This is a genomic window from bacterium (assembly GCA_040755755.1).
Classification (GTDB): domain Bacteria; phylum SZUA-182; class SZUA-182; order DTGQ01; family DTGQ01; genus DTGQ01.
In genome coordinates this window covers 1-25,281 of record JBFLZW010000034.1, presented here as the reverse complement: position 1 = coordinate 25,281, position 25,281 = coordinate 1, and the positions used below count along the sequence as shown (strand labels likewise).

Here is a 25,281-nt window from a genome sequence, read left to right as displayed (position 1 = left end):
GACCTTCAAACCCCCGGATATCCTTGCCAAATCCGATAACCTTCTGCTGCCAGAGAGAGTCGGTGAAAAGAACATACCGTAAAAAATCATCCATTGAGCCAAGATCACTCATGGCTCTCTTGATCAGATAGTCGGCATAATGCCGATATGCAGGCACGAGCCTTCTCCTTGTCGCTAGAGTATATCATCATATTACCTTCCTTACAGCTCCGCTGTAATTTAATTTTACCTGATCAGCCTATGATAGACAATAGGAAATACTGAACATTGGCCTAAAAGGAGTTTTCGCCTGTCGCACAACAGACACCAGAATCAAAATGCCCTCTGAAAAAGATTTTTTTCCTAACTTGCTTCTCAATCCTGACGATATAAAGAGCAAGAGAAAAATTTTACCGTTGGTACAGTCAATGGAAAATATCACCTATTCCGATAAGTATAGTCTGGAAACGATATTCAGCCTCACCAGGGCCATGATCGAGGAAAAAGACCTCTATTCCCTCTTACGGCAAATCCACGATCAAACCAAACACGTGCTGCAGGTAGACCGGTGTACAATTTTTCTGTTTGACCGGAACAAAAACGAGCTCTGGAGCTGGGTGAGTCCGGATCTGGAAATCGAGGAAATCCGGCTGCCTGTAGGTCAGGGCGTTGTCGGGCAGGTAGCAGCCACCAAAGAAGCTCTGATGATCAGGGATGTAGCTGCTTCTCCCTTCTTTGACTCCTCCTGGGATCAAAAAACCGGCTATCGCACCTATAACATCCTGTCCGTACCTATGCTGGCCAGAGGAGCCGAACTGGTCGGTGTAATCGAAGCCATTAACAAACAGGGGAGAGATTTCAATGATTATGACCAGTCTCTGCTGACGACTTTTGCCTCTTTGGCAGCCGCAGCCATTCGAGATGTTGAAAGAGATATGGAAAGAGAGAAATTTATCGAAAGCGTAGTGCGCTCTTTTGGTGAAACCATTGATGCCCGGTCGGAGTTTACCGCAGGGCATTCTCAGAGAGTGGCTATCTATGTCCGCAATTTTGCCCAGGCTTTAGGTTTAAGCACAAGGGAGGTCAAAGTTGCCTATTACGCCGCTCTTCTCCACGATGTCGGAAAAATCGGCATTAAGGATGCCATCCTGGAAAAACCGGGCCGGCTGACGCCTGAAGAGTACCAGTGCATCAAAGACCATGCGGCTTATACCAGAAACATTCTGAACGCTGTCGATTTTCCGGATGACCTTAAGGAGATACCGCAGATTGCCAGCTCTCATCACGAGCAGATTGACGGCAGGGGATACCCGATCGGCCTGCGGGATAACCAGATTCATAAGCTGGCGAAAATGATCTCGATCGCCGATGTCTTTGAGTCCTTAACCGCTCACGACCGGCCTTACCGCAAAGCCGTGTCAGTCGACGAAGCCCTGGAAGTCCTGATCAAAAATCAGGGCACCTGTTTTGATTCGCAGTTGGTCGATCTTTTCATTGAAAAGCGCATTTATCATACGGAATTGAGGATGCACAAGCGGATAAATGTCGATCTGGCTATAGAATACGTGCTTGATCCCGAAGGCCAGGTAAAGGAAGAGCGGATTGGCAGGGGGAGAGTATTGAATATGAGCCAGGGCGGGCTGTTATTCACTTCAGATATTATTTTTCCCGTTCACCGGCTCATAGAGCTGACCGTTTATATACCCAATGACCGGATTGAAGCCCTGGCCCAGGTGGTCTGGTGCCAGCAGGTCGAATCATCGAAGCAATTTCAGATAGGATTGCGGTTCGCCGATCTTTCTTTCTCCGCACAGCAAAAATTGCAAAAATACCTGCAAAACATTCCTTCACTGACCACTGATCACTGACCACTGACCACTCAGCGAAAAAGGCCTGAATTCTTTTCGGGCCAGACTCTCGAATATCCAGAATTCAATACCACTGAGCCATCGCTGATATTCGTCCGGGATCGAACTGGTATAGCCTAAAGACTCATCCTGAAAAAGGTGAGAGGCGCTCAAAACAGCGATGAGTCCAGCGCCATATTTTTTGATGGAGAAAACCGCATTCCCCTGCCGGTCGGTCAAAAGGGGGGATCCTCCCTTGATCTGACCTGCCTGATCAAATTCTCCCAGGGGCAGTGCAGCCTGATCGAATATCCTTCCCCTGACAATATGGTGCCGGTCGATCGTCAGGCCGAATTCTTTCAGCATCCGGTTTGCTGTAGACCGCTGATTGCGGGGGCTGTCCAAAACGAGCAGGGAGCCTCCCCGCAGAAGATATTGTTTCAGCTCTGATATCTCCTGATGAGTAAAGTCCTTGACCGGATCAATTACCACTGCCACGTGTCCGCATTGGAGCGCCTCCTCCAGGGAGGGTTTCAGACAGGGGACATATCCCAGGCGCTGTATCCAGACAAAAAAGGTGAGAAAACTGTGGTCCGGGTTTTCAGCCAGACGCCTGACCGGCAGAAAAGATGAAGAGTGCTCGGATTCCAGGGCTACCTGGATGAAATTTCTCCTGGGCTTTGGGTATGAATAATTTTTCCGGTTCAGCAGATGGCTGATCGAAACTCCCAGAACCACGGCCAGGAGGCCGAAGGTGAGTAAGCTTCCGAGGAAATCTTTCCGACCGGGCCGCCAGATGATTGCCAGGGAGAGAAAACAGCCAACGCCTGCAAGCAGAAGTATAAAATTGATTATACCGTACCGGTTTTTCCGGTTAAGCCATTCCACGGATCCCAGAAGCAGTTCCGGCTTTCCGGGAATGAAGATGAAAAAATTCGAAAAGCAGGTACTGTCAGTATAGGCCAGCACCCTTCCCTGGTGGTAGCTGACGGCTGCGCTCTGGACAAAGAGCCCGAATTCGTAATCCGGGTCTTCTTCAGGGACAGGGAAAAAGTTTTTCCGGGAATAATCCAGGTAGTGATTCCGCAGGCCATAGCCGGTTATGACCGATGAAGCGGTCAGCGGTATTGTCAGCGTACAGGATGAGCCGAACAGAAAGACAGGAATATGCTGCACAACCGGATGGGGCAAAATGGCTGGCGGCTGATAGAGCGACAGCTGGCAGGTGGGAAGGTCATAAGTGACATCATACCGGAATCTCAGGCCAAACCTGGCGGCAACCTTATTGAGATAGGTACTCATGCCAAACACGTTGGTATGGTCACCGATAAGGAAAAGCCCGCCCCCCCGGGCCACAAAATCATCAATCGCTTCAATCTCCTCATCCGAGTATTCCTGGGTAGGAGTCTTGAGAATCAGGACATCGACCCCGGTCAGGGTCTGGCGGGTCAGGGGCTGATAGTTTTTTTTCACCTGGGGGTAGAAACAGGTCAGGTACTCGCTCAGACAGTAAAAATTGTAATCGGTCCTCTTGCCGAAAAGGCGGGTATCAAACTTTTCATCCGTCCACTCCCACTCGCTGTGGGCCTCGTCAATGAGGAGCAGGCCCGGTTTTTTCACTCCCGGATCCTTGAAACCGACAGCCAGAATGAGAAACAGAGCACCAAGAAAGAGCGGGCTTCCAGCCCGAAATGGTTTTTTTCCAACACCCGGATAGACGACGGCCAGGGAAGAAAGCCGGGCGGGGAGGGGTAAAAGCTCAACCAGGATGAGGATGAAAGGGAAAAAACTCACGGAGGTGATCAGAGAGGACCAGAAGATGCACTGGCTATCGATGTCAATGCTGATGAGAAGGAGAATGAGAAAGCGAGCCGAGCAGTAGCCGCCGAGGAGAAGGAAAAATTTTACCATCCTGCTCCTGCTCTGCCCGGTGGCAAACAGGAGCATCAAGCCGCCGGCAAGGTAGAGCAAAAAGGGGAAAAATCCCAGCCGCTCCAGGGTGATCGAGACCTTTGATACCCTGTCCACGGTCTGGACAAAAAATGCGCCGTCACTCAGGCTGATCCCAAGCCCTGCGGCTTTCAGCAGCGGGTAGACCAGAGGCTGCAGGAGCGGGACATGGTGATATCGCGCTCCCAGGAAATAAAAAAGCGGCAGGGCTGCTGCCTGAGCCAGGAAAATGAGACCGCAGAGGGTAAGTGAATCAGCCAGGGAAAAGAACAGTGCAAAGGGCTTGCTTTTCCTGCCTACCCGAAAGCCAAGAAAACCAAAGCCAACGGCAAGGGCTAATGCGCCTGCGCCCCAGAGCGGCGCAGGCGGACCAAACACCGGCATCAGAAACAGCCAGGCTGAGGAGAGAAACCATAAGAGCAGCCACCCGGAATTTATCACCCTGCCCATCCCCGCGAAATTTTCTTCAGTGCATCCCGGAGAAAAAGGATGTTACCTTCATGGTAAAAGTTATCAATATTTTCAAGGTTCTGGTTGAGCAAGAAGCGACTGTCCGATATGAGCAGGATCCCTCCCCGGCCATATCGCTGGAAAACAGCCAGAGGGTAGCCGTACTTTTGGACCAGGACACTCGTTCGTCCCCTGACCTGCCCGTCGATCCGAACAGGCCAGACATCCTGAAACCGGACCTCATGCTCCCCATAGCTCTCCCTGACCGGTCCCAGGGGAAGATTGATGAAGGACAATCCAAGCCCTTTGAGGAAAGAAAGGCTCGATTCCCGGACCATCCAGCCTGCGGACCACACAATCGTCCCCCCCTGAGCCATGAAGCGGTGCAGGATCCGTACCTCTTTCGGGGAAAATCTTCTGGTTGGACTGATGAAGACCCACATCGCTGAATTGTTCACCAGAGCAGGATCAAGCACACTGGCGATAAAGGGAGCATAATGGTTTCTCATCAGGTTGTAGGCCAATCCATCGATAGAATTTTTTTGCCAGCCGGTTACATCGAAATACTCACCGTGGGAGTTATCAATGTAAGCGATCCTTGCTTTTTCCGTGCTGCGGGGAGGGTGGTCGGGTTGGGGAAACAGACGGACAGGTGCCTGAAACAGGTATAGAGCGCAGACCAGCCAGAGCACGGCTGCGGACGAGTGCTCATACCAGAGCAGGGCCAGAAGGAGCAGGAAGAAAAACCAGAGTATCCGGTGAATGTGCCTGCCGATTTCCGGTCCTGGTCCGGGCTTTTCCATCAGCCAGAAGAACATATCCTGGATAAACTGGCGGCAATAGGGCAGGCTTCCATTTTGCAGGCTGGAAGTATCGCCGAATACCAGAACCTTCCCCTGCCCGACCCTGGCTTCGGCTGCCAGGACAACATCTCCCAGCCATTCCGATTTCCCGTACTGAAGATCGCCCAGGAAACCATCCTGGCCGTTGGCCTTGTTGCCGGCATCGGAAAAAGCCCTGACTCCGATCAGAACCGGCCTTGCAGGGTAGCGGGTTTCCAATGAGGCACCGGTCCAGATCTGGACATCGCTTTCTCTGGCCAGATGTTCGGTTATGCGATGGGGCCGTATTTCCATGCAATTCTGCCAGGATGGAATGAGGGATCGGGCACTGTCAAACCGGAAGGAAATGGCCGCCGGTTGTAAAAGGTCATTGAAGGGCTCCCGGATAAAGCCAAAGCCGGTATGATCACCCATGACCAGCAGGCTTCCTCCTGCCGCAACATAGCGATGGACCGCCTCCCTGGCCGGTTGATCAAGCCGTTCCATGAGGTTGATGATAACCAGAAGGTCAACGTCCGAAAGCCCGGCCTCACCAAGCTCTCTGCTCAGCCGGACCGAGTAGCCGAGAGAGGTCAGGAAATCCGGCAAATTACCGAACATTCCCCCGCTGCGATGGCCATAGTTGCCAAACTCAGGAACAGACCAGTCTAAATTATCGTAGATCAGGACCGTTTTCCCCCGGGAAGGCAAAGGATGGAAAATTCTCCATCTATTCCCCAGAGGCAGTGACACCAGGAGGATGAAAACCAGGGCGGTCAGCCACTTCACCGAAAACCTCAGACTTTTTTTGCGCTTATCCTGTGGGGTCGCCGATCCGGTCAATGCCGACAAGACCGTGAGCCTTCGCCGGTACAGGGAGAAAGGAACCAGGAATATCAGAAAAGCAAGCCAGTGAGTCTCAAAAGGGGTAAGCCGGAACAAAGTCTGGTACGCTCTGAACTGGATGCGGGACAAGATAGTCTGGTGGCCTATAAGATAGAGTGCCTGGCAGACCAGGATGATGAACAGGGTAAAGATACCGGCGATAATCAGCTTACCTGCGGGCTTGCTTTTCCCTGGCCGGTGAGCGTGCAGGATGAGAGCGGCGAGATAACCGACAAAGGGGACCAGAAGAAAAAAACCGGAAGCATGATGCCCAAAGGGCATGGGCTGGCCGGTCACGATCTCGATCAGGCGCATCATAAGGTGGTTTGCCTGCTTCACTCCATACCAGATCAGGGAGGTATGGCTGTATCCATAATCGAATAAAGCTACCAGGCCGGTGGCGGTCATGAACACCGGGATATGGCCTTCGATATCTTTGCCAGGGCCAGGGATTGTCAAACATCCGAGAGCACAGACCAGCCCGATAAACCCTGCCTCTTTTGAATCAAGGGAAAGCACTACCCAGGCAAAGCCTGCTGCAGTCAGAATGGAAGCGGTCCACAGGTTCCTTTTCCAGACCTGCCAGTTTGTCTGAACAAGCGAGGCAAGTAAAATCACCCCGAGGAAACAGGAAGCAATCCTGGCAGCAGGATGTCCAAAATAGAGCATATTGCCCAGATTAATATCGAGGAGAGCCAGAAATACGGCTATGGTACCAAATGTCTGACGCGGCCTGCACGGCTCATCATAGTAGGATTCAGGAAGGTGATTAGCCACCGAAAGAGTCTGCGCCTTTCATCTCCAGATAAACCTCACGTGCCTTCCGGATAACATGCCGGGGCACGTGAGGGCTTCTTGACAGGAGAGGTTAAAAGATATTGAAGATCAACGACTTTTCGCCCCCCTTGGCCAATCGGTCAGTGCTGTCCGCCTCAGCACAGGGTGACGGGTAAATCCGGCAGAACCGGCCATTGCTGCATGTAGAGCGAACACCGCAGGTAGTACTGCAGGTATTTCCGGCCAGAGTTGGAAATCCATAACACCGCACACCTTGACAGGTACGTCCAGCCAGCGTGGGAAAGAGGACAGGAAAGGCACCCCGGCCAGGGAAACGCTCACCCTTATCGCAGCCAGCTTTTTCAATCTCCACTTTTACTTCTCTGCCAAGCGGGTTTTTGTCAACTTCTATCTTTACTTCTCTGTTGCGTGAGGGGTTATCAACTTCCACCTTTGTTTTTCTGCCAAGCGGGTTTTTGTCAACCTCCACTTTTACTTCTCTCCTGGGCAATGTTGCGTTGATCTCCAAGCTTGTGTTGATCTCTATTGGTTTTGTTTCATAGTTACCCTCCCGCAGCCCGTTACCGGCATTGATTTTTGCTGTACCATCGTTAAACTCTTTGAGCGTTTCCTTCAGCGATTCCTTAAACAGGGGAGAGGGCTGATTATCTTTTGCCTGGGCATAGGTACTGCAGATAGCGAGAATGAAAATTGTAACTAATGCACAACTGATCCTCTGTCCGAATAAGCTTTGAAGTCTCATGGCAATTCTCCTATAGTATTTTTAGGTGTGTCGAATATTATCAGAGTACTTTCAGCCCCTTGAGAAATCATATCTTTCCGGATTACTCCCCCCTTCCTGGGTATAATTTAAGTAAATCTAATGCATTTAGCCAGACTCTTTTGCAGCACAGGCTACCTTTCTCAACCCTGCTGTGGAACCCCTCCAGGGATATGGATGGACGGTATTCTTTCCCTTTGGTATTTTCTCTAAGGGCATAAATCATACCCGCACCGCCGGATGGAATAAACTTTTTCGCTTCGCCCGCCAAAGTTATTCAATTTCCTATGGTATGACCGGATCACATTTCCCCCGGATATTTTCAGTGGCTTCAACGACCCTGGAGACGGAGAAATCTCAGTTACAAAATTGTCTCTGTTTGCCTGACCATTTTGTAACCGGGTGACAAAGGCGATACGTGATTCATAAGGTGATACTTAAATCGTAGTTGATAACTGAGTAAAGCAAAGATGAGATGTGTATATAAAACGATTATTATCGGGCCTTAGAAGTAATCTAATTTACATCAAATGTCAAGTTTTTTTTATCGGGGGGATATACAATTATGCCCATTCCTGAAAAGAAAGACTAAAAAGTGTCCGTTAATAAGATATAAAAAATAGATGAGAATATAGCATGAATGATGTTGCATATTATATGAAAATATTTTCATACAGTAAAACTAACCAGTTTTAACATATTAAACTTATAGTACCTCAATAAGTAATAAATTATAAACTACCAGGATAGACCCGTGAAGGTCTCTGAAATGCGTAAATTAACATTAATTGCCTATAATACATACTTTTAGCGTTTTTTACTCTACATAAAAAATTAATATTATATTAGATAGATTAAAAATTGGTATATTATTTGCTTACACTAACAAGAAGGCTAACTCAACCCTCGCCCTGCAAATATCTGTTTACGAGATAAGTTGTATATAGTACGGCACTGTCTCCAGGAAAGTGCCCATCTCATCCCGCATCCATTTTGTTTAGTTTGCATGCTCATACTTCTACTGAAAGCCGGACGGCAAATGTATGCCCACCTTGTTCGGGGCAAAAAGAGGAACATTAGCCTTAAAACTGGCTTAGGCATAAGGAGGAAGAGTTATGAATATACGCTCGAACAGGGGTCCTTGACAATATTCTGGTGCGCAGGAAAGTTGAAACAAGGTTACTAAAAGGTTTTTGGGCCGGGCTTGAACTCAGGGGGGTGGGCACTCCATATACTGCTCACTGGAGAGAGTAAGAGTTCAGGGTAATTTCAAGGCCAATGAGAATTCAAAATGAGAATTCAATGAGTAAACGATTGTTACTTCACTTAAACAGGATATGGAGGGTCTCATAGATGAGAAAGTCAATGACTCACGGTCTATTATGCGTATTGGTATTTACCCTGATGATTTCCCTGACGGCGGATTTAGCCTATTCAAAGAAGGCGACATTCCAGGGGCATGAGGTCAAGGAAGGGGAAATACTGGTCAGGTTCAAACCAAGTGCAAATGTGATCCGTATTAATTCAATAACGAAAAGTATTGGTGCACAGGTCTTATATACATCGAGTTCAGTAAAGAATCAAAGATCCGTCATCATCCCTAACTTCTATGTGCTCAAGGTTGATGGTGTCAGGTTTACACAATCATTAGGCACCTTAGCTGCGAGCTCGGATGTAGAATGGGCAGAGCCGAACTATAAACTCTCTGCGCTGACCATACCTGATGATGAATATTTCGGCTATCAGTGGGCACTCGATAATGTTGGACAGACTGGCGGGACACCGGATGCAGACATTAATGCACCAGGGGCATGGGACCGCAAGACAGGTTCCCACGCCGTGGTAGTGGCGACGGTTGATACGGGCGTTGATTACAATCATCCGGATCTTGCCGGAAATATGTGGGTCAATCAGAGTGAAATCCCCGGTAACGGTCTTGACGATGATAACAACGGATATATTGACGATATTCATGGGATAAATGTGGTTGATTATTATATAGGCGGGGCGTTATACGCCGGAGACCCAATGGACGATATGGGGCATGGTACTCATGTGGCAGGCATCATCGGTGCCTGCGGCAATAATTCGCAGGGTATCAGTGGTGTCAACTGGAATGTATCCATCATGGCCACCAAGTTCCTGAACAGTGAGGGTTATGGCTGGATGGATGATGCCATCCTTTGTCTCGAGTATATCGTTGCCCGCAAACGCGCCGGGGTGAACATCATTGCCGCCAATAACTCCTGGGGTGGGGGCGGTTATTCGAGAGCCTTGTATGATGCTATCAAGGCCCTCCAGAGTGAAGGGATCCTGTTCATTGCAGCAGCGGGTAACGAGGGATTGGATAATGACTCGGATCCTGCCTATCCTGCAAGCTATGACCTTATGAACATTATTTCGGTTGCCGCTACGGACCACAATGATGAGCTCACCTGGTACTCAAATTCCGGCAAAAGAACGGTCGATGTCGGAGCTCCGGGTGACAGTATCCTGAGCACCTGCTCATATCTGCTTCCGTATTGCTGGTCAACTGAGGAATATCCCTATGACTTATGGTCGGGGACGTCTATGGCAGCGCCTCATGTCTCCGGTTTGGCAGCCCTTCTCAAGGCACAGAATCAGACCAGGAGCTGGAAGGCCATCAGAAATCTCATTTTGTCAACCGGCGATTCCATCCCGACACTTGATGGTCATTCCGTTACCGGCAAAAGAATCGATGCAGAAAGAGCATTGACCTCTCCCGCTGATGCGCGGCTCTTTGCGATCCTGAGCCCGGCTAACGGGATGAGAGGGGCTCTCTATAGTCCAATTGACCTTGAAGTACATGATATCCTGGGAGCTAATCCAGTAGGGCCGGTAACCTGCAAGATCAACAGTACTACCGTTAATCTTCTGGATAACGGTATTTTCCCCGATAAGGTCGCCCAGGATGGGGTCTTCTCAGCCCGATGGACACCTCCACGGATAGGTGACTTCGCGCTGATCTTCAAGAGCGGCAGCCTGAGCCAAACGATTAACGTTTCTGTTTCCCTTCTGCCGCCCCGGTATACGATCGGCGAGATTCCCCATGAGTTCACCGATATTTCGGCTACAGGAGCTCCACTGAATCTGGTGGATGATGGTTATCAATTGATATACCCTCTTCCCTTCCCTCTCACGATCTATGGAGAGCCAACCGACTACCTCTTTGTGTTCGATAATGGTGGTGTGAGTATCGATACCTGGATAGACTGGGACAACATGCCGATTCCAAATGTATATTATGGTAATCTCATGGTCCCGTTCTGGGATGATCTCTGTCCACGACCGGAGGCAGGCACGGGTCAGGACGTTTACTGGCAGATAAACGGTTCTGCCCCGAACCAGGAGTTAATCATTCAGTGGAACGACATGCCCCATTACAACCTGCTCGATGAGAATTACAACCCGCTTCCGGGTACCGATGGGGTTACTTTCCAGATGGTATTCCATGAAGATAGACCCGAAATCGAATACCGGTATAAAGACGTGGTGCTTGGCGCTTCTCAGCCTACACCCTATGATTTTGGAAGCTCCGCCACCATAGGTGCACAGAAAGACGGAGAGAACGCCAGCCAGTTCAGCTTTAATACCTCTTCCCTGAGGAACAACTACTCACTCGAGCTTGTGGCCTCAGACGCTGCCTATCCTCAACTCAGTGTGGAACCTGATTATCTTGACTTTGGCTGCGTACTGAAAGGAAAGAGCAAGGATCAGCCTGTGTACCTGTATAATAAGGGAAATATTCCTCTGAACGTCAGTTCGGTTGCTCTCAATGGAACCGCGGAATACAAGCTGGCCACCAAGCTGCCTTCCGGTGGTCTCAACATTCCTGCCGGGCAATATGGAAAAATTATGGTAAGGTATACTCCCATCAACGAGGGATCAGATTATGCCAGTCTGACCGTGAAGAGTACCGGTGGCATGTGCAGCATCTCCGTCTATGGCTGGGGCATGCTTGCACCTGACATCGATCTGCCGGGAGCCCTGATTGATTTCGGAGAAGTCGCTGTCGGCGGTTCTTACGAGAAAGAGTTGACCATCCAGAACAAGGGAAATGCCAGCCTCAGAATAGACTATATTGATATCGACGCTCCATTCTCCATCGAGGGAGGTCTTCCTCCTTACGAGCTGGCCCCGGGTGGATCCATCACGATCACGCTCAGCTTTAGCCCCGAAGAAGGAGGCACCTTCACCTATTCTATGGCTATCTTCTCCAATGATCCCGATGAAGCAGCAGTTATCGTTCCACTTGCTGGAGTCGGCTGGCCTTAATCTTCGCTGGTAAGGCATACCCATAAGTTATGGAATTGATGGTATGGTAAATTCGCTTTGAGAGATGTGAGGGGGCACATTCTGTGGATGTGCCCCCGGTTATTACCGGGCTGTTTCAGCTCAGAGTTGTACCCGCAAGAAAATATTGGCATGAAATGCTATAAGAAAACAAAAACCTATACAGCTCTGTTTTTTTCATTCTGTTTTCTTCTCTTTTCCTGCTCCTGCTCTCCCTGCGCCAATGCCTCTCAGTCCGGAGGATTGAAAGTACTTGAGGCAGGGACAGGGGGAATGGTTATGGAATTTTCTTCCCCGCAGCTTCGCATTGAGGAGCAGGAGGAAAGCGGGATCGTATATCAGTTCCTGACCATGTCCGGAACTGGCCTGACCCAGGATGAGGGAAAACCTCAACTGCCGGTCCAGGGCTTTCTGATGGCCATACCTGCGTCGGCTGAATTGATCCTGGAAGTACTGGAACAGGAAGTGGATATTTTAGAGTCTCTGCTGATCCATCCCGCTCCGAGGAGGGTTATGGTTACCGGGAATGCGACCTCCTTCATTCGCGGAGAATTTACTATCGATCGGGCCTGTTATGCCCAAAATCAATGGATTCCGGAGAAACCCTTCCTTGTTGATCCTGCCGGATACCTCAGACATCGGAAAATTGCCCGCCTGTCCATCGCCCCTGTTCAATACAACCCAGCCTTACGAAAGGTGCGCCTTTACCGGCGGGTCAAACTGAAGATTACCTTCAAGGATGCTCCTCAGATCAGAAGCCGGGAAATCAGCCAATCTCAGGGATGGATACCTGAAAACCGGCATTTCTGTGGATTTGAGCAGGTGATGGAAAATACCCTGATCAATTATCCGCTGGTCAGGGAGTATCCTGATGTATTCATTATTCCGCCTCTGGCGGAGCGGAAGGAAAGGAGCCGGAAGAGGATTTCCGATTCACGGCTTTCTCCCCTGAAAATCTCTCTTGAACAGGAAGGGCTCTATCGTGTTTCAGGAGCGGATTTACAGCGCGCAGGCTGGGACCTGAATCTGGTAATCCCGCAAAAACTGGCCATGTACTGTCAGGGACGGGAGGTTCCGGTCAGTATATCCGGAATTGAGGATGGCCTGTTTGACCCGGGTGACCGGATAACTTTCTGGGCTGCAGCCATGAATTCACCATTTACCCGGAAAAACATTTATTGGCTGGAGCAGAAAGAGGCAGGAGCGGGAATACGAATTAAGGAGCAGGATGAAAATTCCCCGCCTTCGGAACCAGCGGCGGATCATTTTATCGATCATCTCCACCGGGAAGAAAATCATGTTTACTGGCAGATACTTCCCGGGCCCCTGGAAAAAGACCGCTGGTTCTGGAAGCAGATCACAGCACCGGCAGCAGAGGATTTTTTATTCTCTCTGCCCCGGCTTTCCTCTGCTGATGGAGAAAGGGCCACTTTAGGACTGCTCTTTCAGGGGAAAACGGATATCGCGGCCACCAAACCGGATCACCATGTGATCATAACCCTGAACGGGTCGGTGATCGATGATTTTTCCTGGGATGGACAGACTGAATTTCGAAGGCGAATCACTGTTTCCAGCACCCTTTTACAGGAGGGGAGCAACACCCTGACCATCAAAGCCCCGGGTGATACCGGAGCTGCAATCGATACCATCCTGGTCAATTGGATCGAATTGGATTATCCACGACCCTTTATAGCCCACAACCACCAGTTGCTGTTCACGGCTCAGGGGGGTCAGGGGGCTGGAAGGTGTAATTTTGATGTTCAAGGGTTTATGGAAAAGGAAATTTCTGTCTTTAATGTTACCGACCCTGAAAATGTTCTGAAAATACGCCCTGCTTCGATTGAAACCGAAGGAGGTTCAACTTACCGGATAAAATTCAGCGATGAATTCAGCGGCAGCAGGCGCTACGCCGCTCTGAGTACTCAGGCTGAAAAAGTGCCGCTTTCTCTTGAATCACCTGCTGCCAGGCCGGGGGAAGAGGACGATCTGCGGTCCAGTGATAACGGTGCAGATTACCTGATCATCACTCATCCTGATTTCCGGGACAGCATTCTGCCCCTGGCTGACTACCGGAAAGCTCAAGGATTGCGGGTCAAGATCGTGGATATTCACGACATTTATGATGAGTTTTCCTCCGGGATCTTTGATCCGCGGGCTGTTCAGGATTTTGTGCGGTATAGCTACCAGAACTGGACTCCTCCGGCCCCTTTGTATGTCCTCCTGGTCGGCGATGCGAACATGGATTATCTGGACAACTATGAGACCGGCAGAGGAAATTATATTCCCACCCACGTGTATTTTACCGCCGATCTTGGCGAGACTCCGAATGATAACTGGTTTGTTTGTGTCGATGGAGATGATATCCTGCCGGATATGTTTCTGGGCAGAATCCCGGTTCGGACTCCGGTGGAGGTCCAGTCAGTTGTCGAAAAAATTATCTCTTATGAACAGCAGGGAGATCAGCCCTGGCACCGGAAGGCTCTTTTCGTGGCTGACAAGGAGAATCCGGAATTTAAAAGCATGGCCGATGGTCTTGCCCAGGACTTTATACCCTGGAGCCTCGACATCCAGAAGGTCTATGCAGCCAGCTATGCCACCAATGAAGCGGCTGCCGAGGAGGTAAGGAGAAAAATCTCCGGAGGACAATTGATCACGGTCTATTGTGGTCATGGCAACGTCGATAAATGGGGATCGGCGTTATTCCAATCAGGCGATGTCCAGAAGCTGGAAAATATCGGCCAGCCAGGCTTCTTTATCCTCCTGACCTGCCTCAACGGCTTTTTCCCTCATCCCAAACTGGATTGCTGTCTGGCTGAAGAGCTGCTGCGGGCTGAAAACAAAGGCGCTCTTGCCTGCTGGGCTCCCGTTAGTGTGAGCTATCCTACCGAGCAAAAAAATTTGGCCGGGGAATTATTTGACCAGATATTTCAACAGGGGAACAATATCCTGGGGGTCTGTACGACAGCGGCCCGGATAAATGCCTATGCACGGCATCGAATTTCAGGGGATATGGCACAAAATTTTCTTCTCTTTGGGGATCCTGCTACCAGACTGCAGGGGAAATATGGGGTCAGCAGGGGTGCACAAATCACCATCAAGCCGGGCAGTAACCTCTTAGGTCTGCCTGGTGGGCTGACTCTTCCCTGGAGGGCGGGAGATTTTCTGGAATATCTGAGCAGACAGAGTGTTACGATCAGGAAGACTTGTGGATATAATCCCGCCAAGGGAGAGTGGCAGACAGGAGTATGGGATGGTGAATCTTTCACCGGGGCAAATTTTGAAATTCTTCCCGAACAGGGTTATCTTCTCTATGCCGGGGGCGACAGTGATCGGGCAGTATCTCTTCCCTGCACAGCTTTCTACCCTCAATATACCTTACGTGCAGGCTACAACCTGCTGAATTTCCCCGCTCCTCTGAGCAATTACACCTCTTATGATCTTCTCCAAGAGATCGGGGCAGGTTATGCTTTCAGTGTGACAGGATACAATAAAAGGAATGGGAAGTGGCAGGGATGCTACTCTTTTTTTACCCGGACTGCCGGAGATGACTATCAGATCGAGAGCAGCCAGGGGTACAGCATTGGGATGGGAGAGGCCAGGAGTAACTGGCGGCCAGGGCCATGGGCAGAGAAAATCAATGACTCTACCCGATAGGGTGCACCGACCGGAAGAATGCTCCGAGAACTAATCAACTAGGCAAAACTTTTCATCTCATGTGCAAGTTGTTTCATAGGGGATTATTATTATTTTTATAATATACTTAAATTCTAAATTAGAAATAATTTGATATTGTAAAAGTGAAATGTATAATTCAGACTTCGGGTAAATACCAAATCGAGATTAATTCTCTAAAAATACAAGCTGCTAACGATTATTGCCGGAGAAAAGCGGTTTTATTCAGTAACTGACATAAAATCTGGTATATTACTTGCTTGCTTAAAAGAAGAGCCATAGTAATTTTTTCTTTTTTTACTAACCAGGATGGTAGTAACAGCTCAAAGGAGGATAGTTTTATGAAAACAGAGGAGAAAAAAAAGCACTTCGACAATAACGACCAATCTCTGTCCACTTATGAACCCCCGACTATGATTACTTATTCTGAACAGGAATTACTTGAAGAGATGGAGGGAATGTCAGTTCAGGCCTGTAGTGGTTTCGCGGGTAGTGTAATCTGCTAAATACTCCTATCATCTCAGGCACAAAGGCACAGAGAGACAAAGGCACAAAGGGGAAAAGAAGACACAATGAATAATCAACAATGTAATCGGGAAGTTGAGCAGCACAGAGGCAAAGGTAACTTTGTGCCTCTGTACCTTTGCCCCTTTGTGCCTGAGTAGTTACGCTTTTTGAATTTCGAGCTGCATCCAGATATCAATGGTGATAGAAGGTGATAGAGCTTAAGCCTCAGAGAAGGGCGGTCGGTATTTCAACTGATAACAGGCGGCAGTATATCCTGGTGCAGGGAGACAGACCTGCCTGGATGGTGGTCAATGAGGTCGGGTTTACGACCTTTTCGCTGTGCGATAACCGTCATAGTGTAGGGCAAATTTCCCATATCTTATGTCAGAGATATGGATTACCCTTTCAGCAAGTGCTTTCGGATGTTCAATGTTTTATTAGCCGACTTGTTCAGAGCGGATTTCTTGCTCTCTCTGATATGGACCAGCCTGCAGGAATATCCGGGGAGAGAGATTTTCCTCTCAAAAAGGTGGACCTGCATATTACAGAAAATTGTAATTTGCGGTGCCGGCATTGCGGAGTAACTGACGGGTCAAAAAGAAAGGACTATCTCACCACGGAGCAGATATTCAGAATTATCGATGAAGCCAAAGAGGCAAGAGCGGGATCTTTGAATATAACCGGAGGGGAACCGATTCTGCGGGAAGACCTGCCTGCAATTCTGTCTTATGCCGCTCGGAGGATCAAAACAGTTTTGGCTACCAATGCAACGCTGATTACCGAGTGGGAAGCCAGGCTTATCGATGATCTCGATCTGAAGATACAGATCAGCCTGGATGGCCCCAGCGAGAGCATTCATGACCATATCCGGGGAAAGGGTGCTTTTGCCAGGACCATGATGGCTGTTGATCTTTTGGGCAAACTGGGGGCTCAAGAAAAAGTCAGCTTGTGCGCTACAGTCAGCAAAAATAATCTCGACCATATTCCGTCTCTGCTGAAACTGGCTCAAGAGAAAGGTATCTCCGAGGTAAAGTTTATTCCTCTCCAGAATATGGGCACGGCCAGCTTATATTGGGATGAACTGGCCCCATCCAGTCAGGATTATGCTCAATTCTACAGCTACCTGTATCAAGATGCAGTTGTCGAATTTCCAGAATTGCGTATCAATCCAGGATTTCAGGGCTTTGTACTCCATCATCCGCCTGGCCAGACCTCATGGTGCCAGATAGGGCAAATGCTGATTATCGATGCTCAAGGCGATATCTATCCCTGCCCATTGCTCATGGAACCGCCGTTCAGGCTCGGCAATGTTTTGGAAGTGGATTTATGTCAGGCCATCGAGTCGCCGATCATGGTAAGAACGCGGGAGATGTGCTTAAACCGCAAAAGTACCATTCCTCAATGCCGGCAGTGCCTGTGGAAAAATTTTTGTCAGGGCGGGTGCTCTGGGAATGTTTATCGGCTCAAGGGAACTTTTCAAGCGGTTGACGATCTGTGTGAATTGAGGAACAGGTTTTATCCGCAAGCTATTTTCAGCAGGGCAGCCCAAAAGGCCAAGGTATTTTCGAATGGAGTCGGCGGGGAAGATGAGGGAAGCAGCAGTGGTTGACTTTACCGGCTTAGCATCGGCAGCGTCTGCAGCACATGTCAGGTACACCTTCCGATTTTTTGACACTGCGTTTACTATAAGCACGAACCAGCCTGAATCGTTGATCTACTTCCGGAAGATGTATCCTGATGTATCTTTGCAGGCTCCTGGTGAAAGAAACAATGGACAGGGCATCTATTACGTGATTAACGAGCCAGAAATTTCGGAAAATCCTTTTATCTACGCAGATGAGAGGATTTATCCCTGTCCGCAATCTCACCTGTTGCCTGCTTATGTCTATTCAGTCATTACCAACTCAATCATTGCCAGAGTGCGGTCACACGTTATCTTCCATGCCGCTGCTGTATCCTGGAAGGAACAGGGTATCATGGTCCTGGGTGCTGCCTGCCAGGGCAAAAGTACCCTGACTATGAAGCTTATCAAACGGGGATTTCATTTTTTCACCGATGACATAGCCTGCATCAGCCGGAAGGACTGGCTGATATATCCCTTCCCCAGGGCTCTTGGTTTGCGGCAAAGTGCATTGGAGCTGTTCAAAGATTTTCGTAAAGTTACCATTGACTCTTTTTCGGCAATTCCTGGTGGAAGAAAAATGCTGGTGAATCTGATCGATATCCCTGAAGCCAGGGTGAGCAGTCCTTGCCCGTTGAAATTCCTGATCTGTTTATCTTCGCCCTCGAAGGGGCCTTCATTGAAAGCGGGGGCACTGTCAGGTGAGGTGAGCGCTCGTCCAGGTGATTTACCGGGAGAGAATAAAAAATCTCTCTATATCAGTACCGACCGATTTGAAGATGGGATGATCAATGATCTGAGAGCTCTCCCCGGCGTGGAGGAATGTGAGAAATACCGGGAAAATCCCGTTCCCACGGTAAGGCTTATCGGAAGGCGGGGACACTTTCTCCTGCCCCGGATAGAAGATCTTTGCCGTAAGCATCGGGTGGCATTAGTTCACATAGCCCAAAGCGAACAGGGAGCAGTTGATTATTCCCAGGAGCCGCATCTTGAGAAAATTCCAAAGTCAATAGCCATAAGAGAGCTTTTACGAAGCTTCCGGGGCGGATGGACATCATCTCTCCTGGGTGAGGCTCAGGGTGGTGTGCCCTCAATACTGCTTGAACTGAGCCGGACCCTGAAAGGTGTGGACTGCTACCGCATCACTGCGGGGGAGCTTGAGAAAATGGCTGATTTGATACTTGGACTGGCGGATGGAGGATCGGAACAGGAAGGATTGACTAGACAGGAGCCTGGAGAAAGGAACTGGAGGAGAGAAAAAGAGGATAGTGGTGAGCCATGAAAAGGAGTGAACAGGATGAGTAACCCAAATAAAGGGGCTTGTGGGATAGACGGCGTGACACCCTGCAGGAAGGATTCGATCGAGGCTCGGGATCTCGATGGGGAAGCCATTTTATACAATCCCGATACGAAGCATGTCCATATTCTTAATAAGGCAGCTCTTCAAGTCTGGCAGATGTGCGATGGCCAGCATTCTATCAGAGATATGGCAGTAGCTATTGCTGAAATGTATTCCCTTTCTCCGGGAGAGAGAGAGGGAGCCAGGGTTGAGCAGGATATTCAAAGGATAATCGATGATTTCGCAGCTCAGGGTATGATCGTGAAGCAAGATGAGGATGAAGTAAGCACGGAGAGGCAGGTTAGAGTCGTTAGCGGCTAAGCATTTTGGGGTGGGGGGAACCGGCCATGAAACAGCCTTAATCATGAGGAGAGAAATATATACTGTAACCTGACGGCCAAAGGAGGAAAGCGAGATGGAAAGATTTCTGAAACTAGCTTTAAATTGGATTTTGGGATTGATGATTGCAGCGGTAATAGTATTGCTCCAGGTACCACGGGCAGTTGCAGAAGAAATCCATGTACCTGGTGATTATACCAAGATTCAGTCAGCCATTAACGCGGCTGACGATGGAGACGAAATCATTGTCGCTCCGGGAACGTATAGGGAATATATCAATTTTGTCTCCAAGGCCATTACCGTAAGAAGTACAAACCCGGATGATCTGGAAACAGTAAAAACCACGATAATTGATGCAGGAGGTACAAGTCCGGCAGTCACTTTCTGGGGAGGGGGAAATGGCGCTGCACTGAAAGGGATTACGGTGACAAACGGTTTTAACCAATACAGCGGTGGAGGTGGAATTGTCTGCATGAATAAAGCATCGGGTCAAGGTGCGGGTCCTGCTTCACCAACAATTGCCAACTGTATTATTACCGGAAATATCTGCGGGGCAACCAGCGGTGGAGGAGGGATATGCTGTGGTAGAAACTGTTCACCGACTATTGATAACTGCATAATCAGCATGAACAAGGCGCTCAACGGCTACGGGGGAGGAATCGATTGCTTCAGCAATGCTTCACCGCTTATCAGCCGGTGCACTTTTTTTGCGAATGAAGCTAGACATGGTGGAGGAATCTCCAGCAGATCTTCTTCCAGACCGCAGATAATCAATTGCGTCATTAACGAAAATACAGCTCATGGGAACGGAGGCGGAATTTATGCCCTCCAGAGTACCCAGACCAAAGTTATCAATTGCACACTGTATGGAAATTCGGCCAGCGCACCCCACAATGGCGGAGGAATTTACTGTGACTCCGCGACTGTCACTAACTGCATTATTTATAACAATAACAATGGGGAAATAGACGGTATCGGCTCTACCATGACAGTCACTTACTCAGTTATCAAGGGTGGCTCGTATGGCATGCTCGATGCCGATCCCCTCTTCGTTGATCCGGTATCAGGGGATTTCCATCTCCAGGATGGCTCTCCGTGTATCGATGCCGGTACGACTTTGGGGGCACCCGATGATGACAAAGATGGTATCGTAAGACCCCAGGATGGAGATAGTGACGGTAGTGCCTTACCTGATATAGGGGCTTATGAATACAAGATAAATACGCTTGTCAGCCTGGGTCGATTTTCAGCCGATGTACAGGAGAAAAACGTTATTATCACCTGGACCACGCTCAGTGAAATCGATACCGCAGGGTTCAATCTCTGGCGTGCTCAGGAAGAAAGCGGAGAATACACCAGAATCAATCCTGCCCCTATTGGGGCTTACGGCGGGCCTACGATGAATGCCGAGTATTCCTACATCGATGATACAGCATCCCCCTCGAACAGGTATTATTATCAACTTGAAGAGGTGGATGGCAGAGGCATGAGTACTTTCTATGGCCCCGTCTCTCCGGCCACGCCGTCAAATATGCCGGGCGAACGCTGCCCCGGAGATTCCGGCTCCTTGGAATACCCACAATACCTGCTATGGCTAAACCTTATCCACTATCCTCCCTGCTATTTCTCCTTATGGTACTCGATTCCCGAATGGTATTTATGGATGTAATTTGTGGAATAGCTTCTGAAAATCATCCTTTCCCCTGCCCTGCCTGCCGCTCAGATTGATCTGAGCGGCAGGCAGGGAATCATACCTTTTCTCCTCAACCTTGACAGGTGCAAGATCGGTCATGGTGAACGTACTGAAAGAAAGAGCAATTCATATTATCAAGGCTGGCTTGATACCGCCCGGTCAAAATCTCTGCTTCTCGGTAAGCGGTTACAGTATGTGTCCTTTACTCTTTCCCGGATATAAAGTCGTTGCATCTCCCCAAATTAACACTGACCGTATTTGTATTGGCGATCTAGTGGTTATCACCGATCCGCAATGTTCCGGTATCGTGGTTCACCGGGTAGTACTTATCCGGAAGAGAAAAGGGAAGCCGGTTTTCTTTCTTACCAAGGGAGATGGAAGCAGGACTTTTGATAAAGTTATATACTCCGACCAAATTCTTGGGAAAGTCATAGCCATCAAAAAGGAAAACAGGTTCATAAACCTTTCTAAAACATCCTGGCGGGCAGCCGGTTTTTTTATCGCCGTAAGCTCAGGGGCTTGCGGTCTGATGCACCGGTTGATTGGTCGATATCCTCTCTCTTCCGGTACCATAGGCTTAAAGATCGGTTTCCAGATCCGCAGGCTTTTCTTTCTCACCCACCGGATGTTCATTCAGGCGGTTATCCTGTCTTTATCATAATCATAGGCCAGGGGTCAGCGGCCAGTAACTCCCCCCCGCAATCCGGACAAGTCCCCGGTTTGCCTGAAAAAATTATTGAAAAAACAAAGAATTAGGGCTAGAATAAATATGACAGGAAAGTAAGCACAAGCCATAAAATAAGCCCGGTAGTAAAGGAGGTATTAAGCAAATGGGACGTTACATAGGTCCAAAATGCAGGATATGCCGAAGCCTGGGTTATTCTGTCTGCGGATCAGCCAATTGTGCCCTGCTCAAACGCAGTGGAAGGCCCGGAATGCATCCTGCCGGTCAAACCAGGATGACCGATTACAAGAAACGGCTCACCGAGAAGCAGAAGTTGAGGTTTTCTTATTGGCTTTCGGAAAAGCAGTTTCGAGGGTATCTGGAAAAAGCCATGCGTCAGCCAGGGGTTGCCGGTGAGAATCTCCTGCGGCTTCTTGAGCGGCGTCTGGACAATCTCGTTTATCGAATGGGATTTGCCCCGACCAGACTTGCCGCCCGGCAGTTGGTGGGGCACGGCCACATTACGGTAAACGGCCGGAAAGCAAGCATCCCCTCATATTCGGTCAGGCCAGGGGATACTATCGCCGTGAGAGAAGGAAGCAGGGAAACCGCTACTGTCCAGGAGGGCCTGGAAAGGAGTGCATCCCGGCCGAAAATCCCGTATTTGGAGGTGGACAGGGCTGCTTTTCAGGGGAAACTGATCTCAATTCCCCAGAGGGATGAGATCCCGGCGGACGTGGATGAGAACCTGGTGGTGGAATATTATGCAAAATATCTGTAAAGCACCTTTAGCCTTTGAAACACCGGTAACTGCTGCCATACCCGGAGCCAGAGTCAGCTTATTGCTGTATAAGTGCGGATGCAGCCGCGGCTCCGGGTCTGTCTGACGGAAAGACTGAAAATATGGCTGAAAAGATAGTTATTTCAGTTATTTTGATGTTATTCCTTTATTTTTCAATGTGTTATGCTCATTTTACCCCCATTTTTGGCTTACGCTGGACTTACGCTGGGAAAATCCACTCATAGATTTGAATCCTCTTTTTTCCCTTTTTTAAATTGAACTACCTTGGCAGGTTTTTGAACGATTTTTAAAGCTTCAGCAACACTATTAATATATCGTTCGGTAGTTCCCAGAGCAGAATGCCCTAACCATTTCGACCTGTGCAATAGGAATTAATCTCATATAACAAAGGAGTAGAAAGTATATTTAGAAACTGATTCATGATTCTATGGTAGCCGATAGAAAGTTTAACAAACGATAAAGGAGGCTATCATGGCTAACTATGAAATCAGCGTAGAGATAAAAGTGAGAGAGATAAGCGAGGGATGTACAGGAACGGGAGAGCCAACAAGAGGAGAAGATGGTAATTTTAAGATAACTATGCCGGAGGAGGCAGCGATAAGCATAGATAAGAGCGAGCAGGCATTTTTAGAGGTAGGGCATGCAGCGATAAGGGATGGGATAGCGCAGCATTTAAGCCAGATGTCTAAAAAAAAGCCCTTGAGCAGCAAAAAGATGGGGAAGAAGTAGTCAAAAATGGTAGGGTCTATCAGGTAGATGGAGAAGCAGGAATGTCTGCATAGATGAGGTCATAGTAAAACATCAAAAAGAAGAACGAAAAAAGAATGACAACGAAGATGCCCACCACCCCAAAGAAAAGGGATATGTCCATAATACCGTAGCTCATATTCAAAGTGAAGAGGGCTCTTATAAGATAAATGGTGACAGCATCCTGTTTACTCTGAGGGTAATCATTGCCTTTTTACTAAGCAACAAGTTATTGAATAAAGGGATACAATTCTTTGTAGACGGCCACAAGATACTCCAGGCCGCTATAGTAAATGCCTTCTCCTGGTTTGGGAATACAGGGATTATATTGGACTGGTATCACCTGGAAGATAAGTGCAAGAGAGAGCTTAGCTTAGCCATGAAAGGACGGCAAATACGTAATGATGTCCTGAGTAGATTAAGGTACCTTTTGTGGTATGGAATGACGGATAAGGCCATAGAATATCTTAAGAGCCTGAATGAAAGTTTAATAAAGAACAAAGATGCCATAGAGCATCTTGTAAATTATATAGAAAGGAATAGATCTTACATTCCCTGCTATGAGATCAGAAAAAAGCTTGGCCTCTGCAACTCAAGTAATCGAGGGGAAAAGAGTAATGACCTTATTGTGTCAGATAGACAAAAACATAATGGTATGAGTTGGTCTGAGGGAGGCTCAGTAGCACTGGCTACCTTAGGCATCACTAAAGATAAATAAAGAACATAAAAAGTGGTTTGAAGAAGGCGATATCGAGTTTAAATTGGCCGCTAATTTCTAATTGCACAGGTCGAAGATATTCCCTCTGGATGGTCTCTCATTGGGAGCGTATCTTGTCCATGCAGTATCCAGGCTCAACCAAAGGCAATAACAGCTATCTATGCTTTTGATCCCGCTTCTGGTTATATTCCGATTAATCTAACCCAAAACTTGGAAGCAGGATTAGGATATTGGATCAATCTTTCCCAACCACGTAAGGTGGAGGTGAAGTGTTCAACCTCTGGATCTCAAATATTTCGCTATCGAGAATTGATGTATGATATTGCTCAGAGAATTGCCTGGGAGTCAATGGTTAAGGTTACGGGACAGGAGGCAGGATCAGCGGTTAGAGTCAGCAATGTAGTCATCGGCATGGCAGATACTGTAAGTCAGGTTCCGGCTCCCGGTGCTCCTCCTGAGTATACCGTAAGGGCCCGGCTGAAGCATCCCGATCAGAATGCCTATTATGGCAAAGATGTCAGGGCATTTGGTTCAAGCTCAGAGAGATGGGTAATCAGAGTAGACATCAACGATGAGACAGCCGAAGTAGCCAAACCAGGATATTACCCCCTCATAAGCTGGAATACTGCAACACTTGGGGATGGCAAGTTTGAACTTCGCAGGGGAGCTGCCGCTGGTGGTGAACTCCTGGCAGATATGAAATCAGCGCATTCCTATCAAACAACAGCCAAAGATGGAGGAACAACGCAGTGGTTTTCCATTGTGTGGACTCATACAACAAGTACAACCTGCAGCACTGAGATTTGCGATGGGATTGATAATAACTGCGATGGGAACATTGACGAAGGCTGCTGCACTGGAGACCTTACCGGTGATGGCATTATCTCCCCTGGAGATGCCCTGGTTGCCTTCCGGTGCTATTTGGTGACGGGTCCTTGTGATCCATGCGCAGACGTAGATAAGAGTGGCTCAACTACTCCATCGGATGCACTTTGTTTATTTAGGGAATATTTTGGAGTTCCCAGTTGCCTGGATTGATAAGTAAAAGCCACATCCATTCCGTATCCAGTTGAGATGCGGCAACACGAGATGAATGGGGGGCTGATTTCATATCAGCCACCCATCCTCATTTCTAACTGATCGAATAGTTTATCGTGGCCTATGCAACGTTAAGCTTGCATTACACAATAAAGATTAAGGCGAATGGCACTTACATAAGCCAAGCTTATAATATAGAGAGGACACAAAGCACACAGGGAAAAAAGATCTCCCGCAGAGACGCAGAGACGCAGAGACGCAGAGAACAACCAATCCGGCAAGGTCCTGATGAAAGTCGGGATATATCGATGTGTCAACGGCCTGGAAGCAAGCAAAA

Annotated in this window: 18 protein-coding genes; 13 read left to right on the top strand and 5 right to left on the bottom strand. The window is 48.6% G+C overall.

The window, feature by feature from the left end; genetic code table 11:
* Positions 1 to 407: 407 nt before the first annotated feature.
* Positions 408 to 1,847: an HD domain-containing phosphohydrolase gene (locus AB1611_11930; protein ID MEW6380299.1), complete on the top strand. Its 1,440-nt coding sequence runs from the start codon at positions 408 to 410 to the stop codon at positions 1,845 to 1,847.
* Here the strand turns inward: AB1611_11930 and AB1611_11925 are convergent.
* The 3 genes from AB1611_11925 to AB1611_11915 form a co-directional block, all read right to left on the bottom strand.
* The gene (locus AB1611_11925; GenBank protein MEW6380298.1) at positions 1,827 to 4,226 is read right to left on the bottom strand and encodes a hypothetical protein; all 2,400 of its coding nucleotides are present in this window, start codon (positions 4,224 to 4,226) and stop codon (positions 1,827 to 1,829) included. The genes AB1611_11930 and AB1611_11925 overlap by 21 nt on opposite strands.
* Complete coding sequence (locus AB1611_11920; GenBank protein MEW6380297.1) at positions 4,214 to 6,709, bottom strand: DUF4350 domain-containing protein; 2,496 nt, start codon at positions 6,707 to 6,709, stop codon at positions 4,214 to 4,216. Before AB1611_11920 ends, AB1611_11925 begins: the two co-directional genes overlap by 13 nt.
* A gap of 91 nt (positions 6,710 to 6,800) precedes the next feature.
* Positions 6,801 to 7,472, bottom strand: a complete 672-nt coding sequence (locus AB1611_11915) for a hypothetical protein (GenBank protein ID MEW6380296.1) — start codon at positions 7,470 to 7,472, stop codon at positions 6,801 to 6,803.
* Between the two features lie 1,371 nt (positions 7,473 to 8,843).
* Between AB1611_11915 and AB1611_11910 the strand changes: the two genes are divergently transcribed.
* The 7 genes from AB1611_11910 to AB1611_11880 all read left to right on the top strand — a co-directional run bounded on the left by AB1611_11910 (position 8,844) and on the right by AB1611_11880 (position 20,951).
* Positions 8,844 to 11,786 carry a S8 family serine peptidase gene (locus AB1611_11910; protein ID MEW6380295.1) on the top strand — a complete coding sequence of 981 codons (2,943 nt, stop codon included), beginning with the start codon at positions 8,844 to 8,846 and terminating at the stop codon, positions 11,784 to 11,786.
* A gap of 150 nt (positions 11,787 to 11,936) precedes the next feature.
* Entirely contained in the window at positions 11,937 to 15,458 is a 3,522-nt protein-coding gene (locus AB1611_11905; protein MEW6380294.1) for a C25 family cysteine peptidase, read from the top strand.
* Positions 15,459 to 15,817: 359 nt separating this feature from the next.
* Complete coding sequence (locus AB1611_11900) at positions 15,818 to 15,982, top strand: hypothetical protein (protein ID MEW6380293.1); 165 nt, start codon at positions 15,818 to 15,820, stop codon at positions 15,980 to 15,982.
* 209 nt (positions 15,983 to 16,191) lie between these two features.
* Positions 16,192 to 17,592: a PqqD family peptide modification chaperone gene (locus AB1611_11895; GenBank protein ID MEW6380292.1), complete on the top strand. Its 1,401-nt coding sequence runs from the start codon at positions 16,192 to 16,194 to the stop codon at positions 17,590 to 17,592.
* Complete coding sequence (locus tag AB1611_11890) at positions 17,570 to 18,886, top strand: hypothetical protein (GenBank protein MEW6380291.1); 1,317 nt, start codon at positions 17,570 to 17,572, stop codon at positions 18,884 to 18,886. The genes AB1611_11895 and AB1611_11890 overlap by 23 nt, the downstream gene beginning before the upstream one ends.
* 15 nt (positions 18,887 to 18,901) lie before the next feature.
* Positions 18,902 to 19,264, top strand: coding sequence for a PqqD family protein (locus AB1611_11885; protein ID MEW6380290.1), 363 nt, complete (start codon positions 18,902 to 18,904; stop codon positions 19,262 to 19,264).
* A 94-nt stretch (positions 19,265 to 19,358) separates the two neighbouring features.
* Complete coding sequence (locus tag AB1611_11880; protein ID MEW6380289.1) at positions 19,359 to 20,951, top strand: right-handed parallel beta-helix repeat-containing protein; 1,593 nt, start codon at positions 19,359 to 19,361, stop codon at positions 20,949 to 20,951.
* Here the strand turns inward: AB1611_11880 and AB1611_11875 are convergent.
* Positions 20,940 to 21,074 carry a hypothetical protein gene (locus AB1611_11875; protein MEW6380288.1) on the bottom strand — a complete coding sequence of 45 codons (135 nt, stop codon included), beginning with the start codon at positions 21,072 to 21,074 and terminating at the stop codon, positions 20,940 to 20,942. The two genes, AB1611_11880 and AB1611_11875, sit on opposite strands and share 12 nt — an antisense overlap.
* Between AB1611_11875 and AB1611_11870 the strand changes: the two genes are divergently transcribed.
* The 3 genes from AB1611_11870 (at position 21,073) to AB1611_11860 (ending at position 23,170) form a co-directional block, all read left to right on the top strand.
* Positions 21,073 to 21,636: a S24/S26 family peptidase gene (locus AB1611_11870; protein ID MEW6380287.1), complete on the top strand. Its 564-nt coding sequence runs from the start codon at positions 21,073 to 21,075 to the stop codon at positions 21,634 to 21,636. The genes AB1611_11875 and AB1611_11870 overlap by 2 nt on opposite strands.
* Before the next feature lie 169 nt (positions 21,637 to 21,805).
* A complete protein-coding gene (gene rpsD / locus AB1611_11865; GenBank protein ID MEW6380286.1) occupies positions 21,806 to 22,420 on the top strand; it encodes a 30S ribosomal protein S4 in 615 nt (204 codons plus the stop codon).
* 492 nt (positions 22,421 to 22,912) lie between these two features.
* Positions 22,913 to 23,170, top strand: a complete 258-nt coding sequence (locus AB1611_11860) for a hypothetical protein (protein MEW6380285.1) — start codon at positions 22,913 to 22,915, stop codon at positions 23,168 to 23,170.
* A 19-nt stretch (positions 23,171 to 23,189) separates the two neighbouring features.
* On the opposite strand, the gene AB1611_11855 is transcribed toward AB1611_11860, so the two are convergent.
* Positions 23,190 to 23,327 carry a hypothetical protein gene (locus AB1611_11855; GenBank protein MEW6380284.1) on the bottom strand — a complete coding sequence of 46 codons (138 nt, stop codon included), beginning with the start codon at positions 23,325 to 23,327 and terminating at the stop codon, positions 23,190 to 23,192.
* Between the two features lie 303 nt (positions 23,328 to 23,630).
* Here AB1611_11855 and AB1611_11850 point away from each other — a divergent pair, with 303 nt between their 5' ends.
* Positions 23,631 to 23,906, top strand: coding sequence for a hypothetical protein (locus AB1611_11850; protein MEW6380283.1), 276 nt, complete (start codon positions 23,631 to 23,633; stop codon positions 23,904 to 23,906).
* 348 nt (positions 23,907 to 24,254) lie between these two features.
* Positions 24,255 to 24,944, top strand: coding sequence for a MopE-related protein (locus tag AB1611_11845; GenBank protein ID MEW6380282.1), 690 nt, complete (start codon positions 24,255 to 24,257; stop codon positions 24,942 to 24,944).
* Positions 24,945 to 25,281 lie beyond the last annotated feature (337 nt).